General features: G+C 69.1%; 12 protein-coding genes. 2 read left to right on the forward strand and 10 right to left on the reverse strand.

The window, feature by feature from the left end:
• Positions 1–7: 7 nt before the first annotated feature.
• Positions 8–1,747, reverse strand: coding sequence for a dihydrolipoyllysine-residue acetyltransferase (aceF, locus tag J7I44_RS06545; protein WP_245187965.1), 1,740 nt, complete (start codon positions 1,745–1,747; stop codon positions 8–10).
• Between the two features lie 611 nt (positions 1,748–2,358).
• Between aceF and J7I44_RS06550 the strand changes: the two genes are divergently transcribed.
• Both J7I44_RS06550 and J7I44_RS06555 read left to right on the forward strand, forming a co-directional pair.
• Complete coding sequence (locus tag J7I44_RS06550) at positions 2,359–3,243, forward strand: ABC transporter ATP-binding protein (RefSeq protein WP_209617719.1); 885 nt, start codon at positions 2,359–2,361, stop codon at positions 3,241–3,243.
• 4 nt (positions 3,244–3,247) lie between these two features.
• A complete protein-coding gene (locus tag J7I44_RS06555; protein WP_245187997.1) occupies positions 3,248–6,823 on the forward strand; it encodes an ABC transporter permease/M1 family aminopeptidase in 3,576 nt (1,191 codons plus the stop codon).
• A gap of 222 nt (positions 6,824–7,045) precedes the next feature.
• Here the strand turns inward: J7I44_RS06555 and J7I44_RS06560 are convergent, their stop codons facing one another.
• From J7I44_RS06560 to J7I44_RS06600, 9 genes are all read right to left on the reverse strand, one after another.
• Entirely contained in the window at positions 7,046–7,882 is an 837-nt protein-coding gene (locus J7I44_RS06560) for a mechanosensitive ion channel family protein (RefSeq protein ID WP_209617725.1), read from the reverse strand.
• Between the two features lie 178 nt (positions 7,883–8,060).
• Positions 8,061–8,876: a DUF2884 family protein gene (locus J7I44_RS06565; protein WP_209617728.1), complete on the reverse strand. Its 816-nt coding sequence runs from the start codon at positions 8,874–8,876 to the stop codon at positions 8,061–8,063.
• 100 nt (positions 8,877–8,976) lie between these two features.
• The gene (locus J7I44_RS06570) at positions 8,977–9,264 is read right to left on the reverse strand and encodes a hypothetical protein (RefSeq protein ID WP_209617731.1); all 288 of its coding nucleotides are present in this window, start codon (positions 9,262–9,264) and stop codon (positions 8,977–8,979) included.
• 48 nt (positions 9,265–9,312) lie between these two features.
• A complete protein-coding gene (locus J7I44_RS06575; RefSeq protein ID WP_209617734.1) occupies positions 9,313–9,525 on the reverse strand; it encodes a hypothetical protein in 213 nt (70 codons plus the stop codon).
• Positions 9,526–9,637: 112 nt separating this feature from the next.
• Positions 9,638–10,210: a DUF924 family protein gene (locus J7I44_RS06580; protein ID WP_209617737.1), complete on the reverse strand. Its 573-nt coding sequence runs from the start codon at positions 10,208–10,210 to the stop codon at positions 9,638–9,640.
• A gap of 36 nt (positions 10,211–10,246) precedes the next feature.
• Positions 10,247–10,714 carry a PA2169 family four-helix-bundle protein gene (locus J7I44_RS06585; protein ID WP_209617740.1) on the reverse strand — a complete coding sequence of 156 codons (468 nt, stop codon included), beginning with the start codon at positions 10,712–10,714 and terminating at the stop codon, positions 10,247–10,249.
• Between the two features lie 139 nt (positions 10,715–10,853).
• On the reverse strand, positions 10,854–11,606 hold the full coding sequence (locus J7I44_RS06590; protein ID WP_209617744.1) for a DUF2884 family protein: 753 nt from the start codon (positions 11,604–11,606) through the stop codon (positions 10,854–10,856).
• Positions 11,607–11,709: 103 nt separating this feature from the next.
• Complete coding sequence (locus J7I44_RS06595; protein WP_209617746.1) at positions 11,710–12,207, reverse strand: hypothetical protein; 498 nt, start codon at positions 12,205–12,207, stop codon at positions 11,710–11,712.
• Positions 12,208–12,373: 166 nt separating this feature from the next.
• Entirely contained in the window at positions 12,374–12,832 is a 459-nt protein-coding gene (locus tag J7I44_RS06600; RefSeq protein WP_209617749.1) for a hypothetical protein, read from the reverse strand.
• Positions 12,833–12,974: the final 142 nt, after the last annotated feature.

The raw sequence follows: 12,974 nt of genomic DNA on the forward strand, positions 1-12,974 counted from the left end.
GCCTCCGTCAGAGCAGCAGCCGGCGGATGTCGCCGAGCTGGGTGGCGAGGAAGGCGGCGAAGCGCGCGGCGAGCGCGCCGTCGATCACGCGGTGGTCGTAGGAGAGCGACAGCGGCAGCATCAGGCGCGGCGCGAACTCCTTGCCGTTCCATACCGGCTTGATGGAGGCCTTCGAGACGCCCAGGATCGCCACTTCCGGCGCGTTGACGATCGGCGTGAACGCGGTACCGCCGATGCCGCCGAGCGAGGAGATCGAGAAGCAGCCGCCGGACATCTCGCTGGGCCCGAGCTTCTTCTCGCGCGCCTTTTTCGAGATCTCGCCCAGCTCGCGGGCCAGGTCCAGCAGGCCCTTCTGGTCGCAGTCGCGGATCACCGGCACCACCAGGCCGTCGGGCGTGTCCACGGCGATGCCGATGTGGAAATACTTCTTGAGGATCAATTTCTCGCCGGTCTCGTCCAGCGAGGCATTGAACTGCGGGAACTGTTTGAGCGCCGCCACCACCGCCTTGATCTGGAACACCAGCGGGGTGACCTTCAGGTCCTTGTTCTCTGCACCGAGCTGCTTGCGGAACGCCTCCAGCTCGGTGATGTCCGCGTCCTCGTGCTGGGTGACGTGCGGGATCATCGCCCAGTTGCGCGAGAGGTTCGCGCCGGAAATCTTCTGGATACGGGTGAGCGGCTTCTCCTCGACCGGGCCGAACTTGGAAAAGTCCACTTTCGGCCACGGCAGCAGGTTGAGCCCGCCGCCGGCGGCGACCGGCGCACCCTGCACCGGACGCGCGCCCGAGGCCAGCGCGTGCTTGACGTAGGCGCTGACGTCCTCGCGCTGGATGCGCCCGCCGCGACCGGAACCTTTCACCTGCGCGATGTCCACGCCCAGCTCGCGCGCGAAGGCGCGGATCGCCGGGCTGGCATACGGCGCGTCACCGGGCATGATCACCCTGGCGTCCAGCGGCGGTCGTGCGCGCGGCGCGACATCGCCCTCGGGCACGTTGCCCGGCTGCACGCCGCGGCCACCGACCGGGGCCGGCTGTTGCGACGCCTTGGGACCACCGCCGCTGACCGGCAGGCCAGTGGCCGACTGCGCATCGGGCGAGGCCGCGGGCGACGGCGCGGCGGCAGCCGGCGCGGCGGCGCCGGTCTCGATCAGGGCGATCACCGCGCCCTCCGAGACCTCGTCGCCGACCTTGAGCTTGAGCTCCTTCACCACGCCCTCGAACGGCGCGGGCACTTCCATGGTGGCCTTGTCCGATTCCAGCGTGATCAGGCTCTGGTCCTTGGCCACCGTGTCGCCGACCTTCACCAGCACCTCGATCACCGGGACGTTGTCGTGGCCGATGTCCGGCACGCGCGCCTCGCGCATGCCACCGCCGGCCGGGGCCGCGGCGGGCAGCGGCTGCGGCGGCGCTTCGTCGACGGCGCCCTTGCCCGAGCGCGGCTCGGCCGCCCTGGCCTGCTGGGCGGAGGCGCTCGGCGCCGCGGCGGGTGCGGGAGCCGGGGCGGCACCCTCGGCCTCGATGACGGCGATCAGCGCGCCCTCGGAAACCTCGTCACCGACCTTGAGCTTGACCTCCTTCACCACGCCGGTGACCGGCGAGGGAACTTCCATGGTCGCCTTGTCCGATTCAAGCGTGATCAGGCTCTGTTCCTTCTCCACGCGGTCGCCGGCCTTCACCAGCACTTCGATCACCGGCACGTTGTCGTGGCCGCCGATGTCGGGGACGCGTGCTTCTTTGAGGTCGGCCATGGGGTCTCCTGCGATGGCAAGGGCGCAGCGCCCGGGGATGGCGGCGCGCAAGGCTTCCATGATAGCGAACGGCCGCCCGATGCGTAGGCCTTGCCGGTGGATGGCGATCCGGCGGTCGCACATCCGGTGCGCGGCATCAGCAGGCCGGTAGCTCCGGGCGGGATGGTCGGGACGGGCCGTGGCGAGGCTTCCCCCATCCGCCTAGGGCACCTTCCCCGTGATCGGACGAAGGGATCTCGCAGCACGCCTCCGCTCGAGCCTCGTCGCAGCGGAGGGAGATCGCGCGGCAAGCCCGCGCTCGAGCCTCTTCGTAACGGAGGGATATCTCGCGGCAAGCCCCCGCTGGGGCCTTCCCCCGCGTACGCGGGGGAAGGTGCCGACAGGCGGATGGGGGCGCTCTTGGCGGAATGTTCGGAAGCGGGCCCGCCAAGGCTCCCCGTCCTTCCTGCGCGTTCCACATCGACAAAAAAAGCGCCGCGTGTGGCACCTCCGCTGGCGGTTCGTTCCGCGCCTCCCCGTCGCAGGCATGACCTTGTGCCGATGTGCCCGCCGGCCGTGCTCCCTATGCTGGCCCCCGTCGGTGCCGCGCGGGGCGGCGCGGAGGAGACTGCATGCTGACCATCCGCCACCTGTCCAAGACCTACGCCAACGGCGTGCACGCGTTGCGCGGGATCGACCTGGACATCCCGCAGGGCATGTTCGGCCTGCTGGGCCCCAACGGCGCGGGCAAATCCTCGCTGATGCGCACCATCGCGACGCTGCAGGACCCCGACCAGGGCAGCATCGAGCTCGACGGCACGGACCTGCTGGCCGACAAGCCGGCCACCCGCCGACTGCTCGGCTACCTGCCGCAGGAATTCGGCGTCTACCCGAAGGTGTCCGCCGAGGCGATGCTGGAACACTTCGCCGTGCTCAAGGGCGTCACCGCGCGCGGCGAGCGGCGCGAGCTCACCGAGGCACTGCTGCGCCAGGTCAACCTGTGGGACGTGCGCAAGCGCAAGCTGGGCAGCTTCTCCGGCGGCATGCGCCAGCGCTTCGGCATTGCCCAGGCGCTGATCGGGAGCCCGAAACTGGTGATCGTGGACGAGCCGACCGCCGGCCTGGATCCGGAGGAACGCAACCGCTTCCTCAACCTGCTGGCCGAGATCGGCGAAAAGGTCGTGGTGATTCTCTCCACCCACATCGTGGCCGACGTCACCGACCTGTGCCCGCGCATGGCGATCATCGGCCAGGGCCAGGTGCTGTTGACCGGCGAACCGCGCGAAGCGATCCGCAGCCTGGACGGGCGCGTATGGCGGCGCACGATCGACAAGGCGGAGCTGGACAACTACCGCGCCCGCATGACCATCCTCTCCACCCGCCTGGCCGGTGGACGCACGCTGCTGCACGTGCTGGCCGACGCGCCGCCGGAGCCGGGATTCGAACCGGTGGTGCCTGACCTGGAGGACGTCTATTTCGGCCGCCTGCGCGCGCAGGCCACGGCGCGTGCGGCCTGACGCCATGCTGGGAGAAGTATTCCGCTTCGAATGGCGCCAGCAGTGGCGCGCGCCGCTGTTCTGGATCATGGCGCTGGCCTTCGGCGGGCTTGCCTTCGCGGTGGCCAGCACCGATGCGGTGGTGATCGGCGGCGCCAGCGGCAACGTGCTGCGCAACGCGCCGATGGTGATCGTGCGGCTGGTCAGCGCCTTCACCATCTTCGGCATGCTTGCCGGCGGCGTATTCGTCGCCGGCGCGGCGCTGCGCGACTTCGACCACAACACCGCCGAGCTGGTGTTCGCCACGCCGGTCGGTCGCGGCGCCTACCTGGGTGGACGGCTGGCCGCCGGTTACGCGGCGGCGGTGGCGATCATGCTGGCGGTGGCGCTGGGCGTGGCGCTGGGCGGCGCGATGCCGTGGGTCGACCCGGCGCGCCTGGGCCCGTCCGGCTGGCAGGGTTACGCCTGGGCGTTCGGCGTGATGGTGTTGCCGGACATGCTGTTCGTCGCCTCGCTGCTGTTCCTGCTCGCCACGGTGACCCGCTCGCTGCTGGCGACCTACATCGGCATCATCGCCTTCATCGTGCTGCTGTCGCTGTCGGGGCTGCTGACGCGGGACGTCAACCACCACATCGTCGCGGCCCTGCTCGACCCGTTCGGCGGCCGCACACTGGGCATCGTCACGCGCTACTGGTCGGCCGACGAACTCAACCATCGCCTGCCGCCGCTGGAAGGGCTGTTGCTGTGGAACCGGCTGCTGTGGCTGGGCATCTCGCTGCTGTTGGCCGGCGCGACATTCGTGCTCTTCCGCACCAACCGCGAGGGCCTGCGCCTGCCCGGGCGCAAGCCCCGTGCCGAGCCGCCGCTGCTGCGCCCCATGGCCGGCGCAGTGCACACCGGCGTGCCGGGCGTGCGGCTGGCGCACGACCTGCGCGCGCGGCTTGCGCAGTTGCGCGCGCTGCTGGCCTTCGACATCGGCCAGGTGCTGCGCGGCGTGCCGTTCCTGGTGATGCTGGTGTTCGGGCTGGTCAACCTGCTGTTCGCGCTGGCCTTCAGCAGCGAGTTCTACGGCACGCCGGTCTATCCGGTGACCCATACGGTGCTGGAGACCATCCAGGGCAGCTTCCACTGGCTGCTGGCGATCATCGTGACCTTTTACGCCGGTGAGCTGGTCTGGCGCGAGCGCGACCGGCACACCGCCGAGGTGGTCGATGCGTTTCCGCTGCCGGACTGGCTCCCGCTCACCGCGCGGCTGCTGGCGTTGTTCGCGGTGGTGCTGGCGTACCTGGTGATCGGCGACCTGGTCGGCATCCTCTGGCAGCTCGGCCACGGCTACACGCATCTGCAGATTGGCCTGTACCTGGCCACGCTGGGACTGGACGCGGCGCCGTTCGTGCTGCTGGCGGTGCTGATGCTGCTGTTCCAGACGCTGGCCGGCAGCAAGTTCATGGGCTACCTGCTGGGCATCGTCTGGCTGGTGGCCTCGCTGATCGGCTTCCCGCTGCTGCACTGGGACCACAACCTGACTATCTTCGGCCACGCCTCGTCGGTGCCGTATTCGGACATGAACGGCTTCGGCCATTTCCTCGCCGCGGCGTTGTGGTTCGACCTTTACTGGGGTTTTGCAGCGGTGGCGATGCTGGTGGTTGCCGCGTTGTTCAACGTGCGCGGCACTGGCACGACCTGGCGCGAGCGCCTGCAGGAAGCGCGCACCCGGCTGCGCCGGCCCGCGGCGATCGCACTGGGGCTGGCGCTGGCTGGTTTCGTCGCGACCGGCGTGTGGATCTTCTACAACACCAACGTGCTCAACCATTACACCAGTAGCGACGACGACACGCGCCAGCGTGCCGACTACGAAAAGAAATACGCCAGGTACGAGGGCCTTCCGCAGCCACGCATCACCGCAGTGAAGACGGACGTGGACATCTATCCGTACCAGCGGCGACTGGAGATCCGCGGCCACTACACGCTGGTCAACCGCAGCAGCCAGCCGATCGACACGCTGCACGTCAACACCGATACCGACTTCACGCTCGCGTCGCTGCGCTTCGCGCCGCATGACACCGTGAGCGACGACAAGCGGCTGGGCTACGCGATCTACCGCCTGAAAAGGCCGCTCCCGCCGGGCGCCTCGATGGCGTTCGACTTCCGCCTCGCCTACGCGCCGCGCGGCTTCACCAACGAGCCCTCCGGCAAGTTCCTGGTCGCCAACGGCAGCTTCTTCAACAGCCAGGTACTGCCACGCTTCGGCTACCAGAGCCAGGTGCAGCTGACCGACCGCGGCGACCGGCGCAAGTACGGCCTGCCGCCGGACGTGCCGCGCATGCCGAAACTGGGCGACAGCAAGGCACTGGCCAACAACTACATCAGCAACGATGCCGACTGGATCGACTTCAGCACCACCGTCTCCACCGCTGCCGACCAGATCGCGCTCGCGCCGGGCGTGCTCCAGAAAAGCTGGACCGCCAACGGCCGGCGCTACTTCACCTACACCGCCGAGCGGCCGATGCTGGACTTCTTCGCGTGGCTGTCCGCGCGGTACACGGTGAAGAAGGACAGTTACGACGGCATCGCCATCGAGGTCTACTACGACAGCGCGCACGCCTGGAACGTGGACCGCATGATCCAGGCGACCAAGGACGCGCTGGCCTACTACCAGGCCCACTTCACGCCCTACCAGTACCGCCAGGTGCGCATCCTGGAGTTCCCCAACTACGCGCACTTCGCGCAGTCCTTTGCCAACACCATCCCGTATTCGGAAAGCGTGGGCTTCATCGCCGACCTGCGCGATGCATCCAGGGTGGACTACGTCTATTACGTCACCGCGCACGAGGTCGCGCACCAGTGGTGGGCGCACCAGGCCATTGGCGCGAACATGCAGGGCTCGACCATGCTCAGCGAGTCGCTGGCGCAGTACTCGGCGCTGATGGTGATGAAGCAGAAGTACGGCGCCGACCAGATGCGCAAGTTCCTCAAGTACGAGCTGGACAAGTACCTGATGAGCCGCGCGACCGAGAAGGTCGCCGAGGAGCCGCTGGCGAAGGTGGAGAACCAGCAGTACATCCACTACAACAAGGGCTCGCTGGTGTTCTACGCGCTGCAGGACTACGTCGGCGAGAACGTCCTCGACGGGGCACTGAAGCAGTTCCTGCAGCATTGGCAGTTCCGCGGCCCGCCCTACCCCAGTTCGCGCGATCTGATGGACACGCTCGCCAGCGCACTGGAACCGCGGTGGAAGGGGCTGCTGGATGATCTGTTCTGGAGGATCGCCCTGTTCGACAACCGCATCAGCGAGGCGACGGCAAGAAAACGGCCGGACGGTCGCTACGAGGTGACGCTCAAGGTGCACGCGGGCAAGGTCCACGTCGATGGCTCCGGCAGGGAGACACCGGCCGAACCGGACGTGCCGGTGGAGATCGGCGTGTTCGCCGCCTCGCCGGGCAAGGGTCGCGACGGCAAGCCGCTGTACCTGGAAAAGCGCTTGCTACCGGCGGGCGAGAGCACCCTCACGGTAACCGTCGACGGCACGCCGGCGGAGGCCGGGATCGATCCGTTCAACGAGCTGATCGATCGTGTGTCCGGCGACAACCGCGGCCGGTGACGGTGCAGTAGGCCTGGGAGACGGCTGCGCCGAGGGCAAGGGCCTGCGCCTTTCCCCTGCAATGGGTCAACCACGCGACCTGCCGCACTGCGCCCCTCTCCTGGGTTTGCGCACCTCGCATGGCGTTGCCGCGCATCCGCGGCATGGATCACGTCGGCTGGGCTTCAGCGCACCGTCGTCCCGCCGCATGCAGGCGGTGGGCTGAAGCCCGCCCGACGAATCTCAGCCGGCCTTTGCCTCCGGCAAGGCACCCTGCACCACCGTCAACTCGCGTTGCGGGAACGGAATGCTGATGCCCGCCTCGGCGAAGTGTTCCTTGATCTTGCGCAGCAGTTCGGTCTGCGCACCCCACATGTCCTCGCTGCGCGTCCAGGCACGGATGATCAACTCGACCGAGCTTTCGGCCAGCGTGCCGGTCACCACGGTCGGCGGCGGCTCCTTCAGGATGCGTGGATCGGCCACAAACAGCTTTTCGATCTCGCCGATCGCCTGGCCGATGTCGTCCTTGTAGCCGATGCCGACCTTCAGCTCGAAGCGGCGCGTGCCACGGCGGTTGGCATTGATGATCGCGTCGCTACCCACTTTGGCGTTGGGCACGATCGCCTCGCGGCCATCGGGAAGCGACAGCAACGTGTACATCAGGTTGACCGCCTCGACGGTGCCGTCCAGGCCGCCGGCATGGATGAAATCACCCGCGCGGAAGGGCCGGAATATGATCAGCAGCACGCCCCAGGCCAGGTTGCTGAGCGAGCCCTGCAGGGCCAGTCCGATCGCCAGGCCACTGGCGCCCAGCGCCGCGACCAGCGGCGCCGACGGCACCCCCGCGGTGATCAGCGCACTGACCACCAGCACGGCCACCAGCACGCCGTAGATGAGGTTGCGCAGGAAGCCGATCAGGGTCTCGTCCATGCTCGCGCGGTGCATCGCACGCTGGACCAGGTTGGCCACCCGCGCCGCCAGCCAGAAGCCGATCAGCAGGATCAGCAGCGCCATCAGGATGTTGATCCCCAGCAGTGTGGCGTTCTCGGACAGGTGAATCCGGGCAAGCAGGTCGGGCATGGCGTCACTCCGCGGTCGAACCAGCCCCGAAGCCTAACAGGGCGTGCCGTGACGATGCCCCGCAGGCGGCCGTGCGCAGGCGAAAAAAAGCGCCGCGCCGGTCTGGGGAAACCGGCGCGGCGCATGGGCCGCATGGATGGTTGTGGGGGAGCGGCCGGCCCGCGAGCCGGGGGGGCGGCTAGCGGGTCTGGGGCTTCGTCTTGGCGGAAGCCTCGTTGGAGTGCTCCGGCTGATGGTCGACCAGCGCCAGGCGCGAGCCGTCCTTCAGGCGGAATTCGAACTGCTGTTGCAACTGGTCGAGCCGCGCCATGTGCGGGCACAGTGCCTCGGCGCGCTCGGAAAGCGCGTCCGCGCGGGCGTCGACGTGCTCGTCGATGGTCTTGTCCAACGCGTCGGCACGCGCTTCCAGCGCGGCAACCTGGCTCTGGTCGCCGCTCAGCGCAGCCTTCACCGCCTTGGCGGTGACCGTGCTGACCAGCGACTCGACCGCGTCGCCAACCTGGTTTTCCATCAAGTCCTCGACACTGTGCTGGCGCCACTGTCCCCGGCCCAGGCCTTCGTCGATCTTGGTCAGTGCCTGCTTGTGCTGGTCGTTGAGCCGGGTGATCAACCGGCTGCGTTCGGTCGGATCGTCGGCAAAGCTGGCGACCACCGTGGTGAGTGCGTCGAAGCCGATGTCCACCCCCTCGCGGGCGATCGAGGCGACTTCGGGCAACAGCGTGCGCACCTGGCTTTCATACTCGCGCAGGCGGCCCGCATCGGCACCGGACACGGCCACGTCGCGGCCGTCGATGCGCAGCGCGCCGTCGTGCATGAACACACTGCCGGGTGTGCCGTCCTGGCGCTCGAAGGTGATGCCCGCGGGCTTGACCAGCACGTCGTAGTCGGTGCCGAAGCTGCACTGCTCGTGGTTCACATGCAGCCCGCCCGCCTGCGCCGGCCCGGCCAGCGCCAGACCGGTGGCGATTGCGAGGGAAAGGATCAGCGTGCGCATGGGCCGGCTCCGCGGTGACGATGGCGCCAGCTTCCCGCCAGCCGACGTCACCGGCATGGGCCAGGCGTCATGCCGTGCCATCGGTCATGCCCGCCGCGTTTCAGGGGCGTTGCTCGATTTCCGCCACTTCGCCGTCGACCAGCGTGATGGTGATCTCGTGCCCACTGTCGCGATAGATCCAGCTTTCGCTGGCGGGCGTGACCACCACGACGCCGCGACCGTGGCGTCGCGTGCGGTGGCGCGCTACCCGCGTGGGCCGGCCGAGCAGTTCGCGCACCTTCGCGGCACTGTCGCCGGCGACCAGCAGGTGACTGCCGACACGCAGGGTGTCCGAGGCGGTGGCGGCAAAAGCGAGCAGCCACAGGCTGCCGACGAGCAGGGTACGCATGTCGTTCCTTCCTTGGGGTGGAAACCCGGCAGGTGCCGGGTCGATCCTTCAACGCTGCGCGATCGGGATGTCGCCGACCTTGCCGTAGACGATGGTCACCGCGACCATCGGGCCGTCGATCTCGTACGGCCGGCGCTCGCCACGCCGCGCGCCTTCGTGACCCTCGATCGCTTCCTTGTATGGCGGCCCGCCGGGCAGGCTCCGCGTGGATACCGCGCTGTGGCCGACCGCGGGCACGCGGAAGGCATCGCCGTCCCGCACGCCCGGGCTCACCGAAAGCGACGCCGCAAGCCTGCGGCCAGTAGCAATACGTTGCGCATCGCCCTTCTCCTTGCGGGGGCCCGTTTGGACGACAGGCCCACCGGCAAGGGAACTAGAATCCGCCGCCTTCCTGCAGGTACTCCAGCTCGTCCGGCGTGCTCGGCCGACCCAGCGCGGCGTTGCGATGCGGAAAGCGGCCATAACGCGTGATCACTTCGCAGTGCTTGCGCGCGTAGTCGAGGAAATTCTCATATTGCCCGCGCGCCTGGGGCGAAGCCTGTAGGGCGAGCGCGCGGAACAGCGTCACCGAACGCCACTGCAAGCCGAGGTCCTCGGCGTGTTCCAGCGGCAGGTAGGCGAACACGCGCTGCAATGGCGCCAGCGCCTCGTCGTCGCGCCGCTCAAGCCCTTCCAGCACCAGCGCCTGCGCCCGGTTGTCCTGGGCAAAGGCACGCGCGTCGCCGCGATAGACGTTGCGGCTGAACTGGTCGAGCACGATCAGCAGGGCGAGCCAGCCATGCGGCGTCAGCGCCCATGGGTCCAGCGCGCCCGCGATGGCCGCCTCCAGGGTGGCACTGAAGCGGTTCCGGATGACTTCGTCGAACTGGGGATCGCGTACGAACCAGCGCACCGCGTTCTCGTCGGCGAACCAGAAATCAAGTACATCCTGTGCGGTTGTGCTCATGCCGTTTCCCCCTGGGCCGGCCCGGGTGGGCGGAGCTTAGCAGCGCCGGGCGCGGGCCAGGCTATGCATGTCCAGGTGAATGCCCTGCAGCCGTGGCAGCTGGCGGCGCAGCACCAGCGCAGCCTCTGGCGTGGCGCGCTGCAGGCCTTCTTCGAAGGCGTGTACCAGGGCGGCTTCGCCGTGCGCCAGCCGGGCGATCCACGCGGTGTCGCGGCGCGGCGTGTCCGGCAGCAACCACTCGATCAACTGCCGTCGCGCCGAGCCGCCCAGCCGTCCACGCCGCGCCGGCGTACCGCCCAGGTGGCTGACCTGACCCTGCAGGTCGGCAATCATTTGGTCCAGCGCGCTCGCGTTTTCGCCCAGCACCACACGCAGGCCCGGCTCGTTCGCCTGTGCCGAGGCGTCGCGGTACATCGCGCGCAGGTCGATGCCCTGGCGGATCAGCGCGTTGAACAGCGTTTGCGGGCGTGGCGCCACGGCGGGCGGCTCCTGGGGAATCGACATGGAGCGGCCATGGTCGGTCCCGCGCACTTAGCCGGGGATTAACTCGTGGCGTCCGGCGCTGCGTGCGGCGCACCCTCCGTCAGGCGGCATTCGGGTTCGCGCCTGCCAGCCTGCCCGCAAACCTACGGGACGCGCGCGATTACTGGCCGACCTGCACCAGCTTCAACAGCTGGCCATCCGCCCCGCGGACGCCCTGCTGCAGTTCCGCCAGCCGCTGGATCGACGGGCACAGCGCCTGGACCTGCGGCCGCAACGCCTGCATGCGGCGTTGCAGCCGTGGCTGGAGCTGGGTGGCCAGGTCCGCCGCCTGGTCGCGCAGGCGGGCCGCTTCGGCCAGGTCGCCGTTCATCGCGGCGGCCAGCGCCTGCTGACCGAGATCGGCGGCCACCAGCGGGGCCAGATCACCCACGATGCGGTCGGCCAGTTGCTGGGCGGCGTCACCTTGCCAGTCGTGCGTGCTGTTGCTCTGCGCGATGCGCCGCTCAAGCTGCGCGGCATGCGTGGCCAGGCGACGGTCGAGCTCGGCCAGCGTCGCGGGCGCCAGCTGCATGCCGGCGGCCTCGTCGTGTATTGCGCGCACCGCCATCGCCACGCCGGCATCGGCCACCGCCCGCACGCGCGGGACCAGTGCGCGCAGTTCGCGCTCGAACAGCGCCAGTCGATCCTGGGCCTCGGCGTTCAGTCGCACCGGTTGACCGTCGGTGCGCAGCGCTCCGTCGGCGACCTGCACGTGGAAGGGGGCCGGCTGCGGGCGGTCGAACAGCAGGCTGTCCGGCTTCACCGTCAGGTCGTAACTGCTGCTGGCATGGCAGGTGCCTGCCAGGTCCTGCGCGTGCAGAGCCGGCAGGGCGGCGGACAGGATCAGGCTGGCGAACAGGAGCCGCAGGCGCATTGGGGTTTTCGTCGCGAAAAGAGACCTCAGCGATACCCGCGCGTGCGTCAACGGCGGCTGAATCAGAGGCGCTTCGACTGATCCGGCGACAGGTATTCGCGGCCTAGCGTTGCTTCCGCCGCGCCCCATCCGCGGCCGAATAGCCTCCGCGGCGCGCAACGAACTGTGCGCGCACCGGCGACCGGCCCAGTTGCCAGGCCAGCCATAGCAGCAGCGGCACGAGCAGCGCCTTGAAGACCAGGCCCAGCAGGAAGCTGCGGCGCGCCTGCTCGATCACCAGCAACAGCAGCTGCGGCTGCGGCTGCGTCATGGCGCGCGTGCGGGCCATCTCGAACTGGCCCCACTGCGCCAGCATCAGGCCGCCAGTGGCCAGCGCCCACAGCGCCAGCAGCAAGGCCACCACGCGCAACGCCGGGCGGGCCCAGGGCTGGCGCAGGATGCCGCCAGCGCACACCACGATCACCGCGAAGGTGCCAACCAGGTAAGGCCAGTCGCCGTGGCGCAGGTACAGCACGCCGCCGAAGGCCGCCAGCAGCAGCACGATCCAGGTGGCGACCCGCCAGAGGCCGAAGCGACGCGCGGGTGCGGCATCCGTGGCCATCAGGAAAAAACCACCGCGTGGCGTACGGACGTGATCGACTGGCGGCGCATGGCGGACTCCATGGAAAGATCCGCCAAAGTCTACGCGCTGGCCGGCGCAGGGTGGGCTCCGGCCACCGCTCTGCGGCGTGCCGGTGGGTTGGAGCCCACCCTGCGCGTGATGTGGCCTACGGGCGCGCGATGGTGAACTTGCCCACCGACACGCCCAGGTCGATACCCTGGCCGGTACCGGTCAGCGCCAGCGACGTGGTGCCCTTGGTCAGCACCTGCGCGTGGGCGCTCTTGCCCACACCGGCCTCGGCGCCGGCCTGCACGTAGTCGCCGAACACCTCGGCGATGCCGTGCACCCGGGTGATCTCGCCCTTGCCGTCGGTGACGCGGAACTTGCCGGCGGTGAGGCCTCCGCCGACCACGCTGATCTTCACCGGCGCGCTCTGGCCGTTGTCGCAGGTGACCGTGCCGGCCCCTTCGGCGTGCTTGTAGATGATCGACCAGCCCTGCAGGTTGTAGCTGAGCTCGCACTTGACCATCGTTTCGGCGGCGCGCGCCGGTGCGGCCGGCCAGGCGGCCAGCGCCATCGTGCCGGCGAGCAGGACACTCGCCCATGCCGTGGTGCGCAGAGTCATCGCAGGTCTCCTTCCCCGTGCGGGGCACTGTGAGCTGCGGTCGAGTCTGGCCCCGCGCCGGTGAAGGAATCGCCAGCGGCAGTGGCGGTGCACGTTCACGATCGCCGCGCAGGTTCCTCGCCATGCTTGGGCTCGTACGCGG

Source organism: Frateuria flava, assembly GCF_017837635.1.
GTDB lineage: Bacteria > Pseudomonadota > Gammaproteobacteria > Xanthomonadales > Rhodanobacteraceae > Frateuria_A > Frateuria_A flava.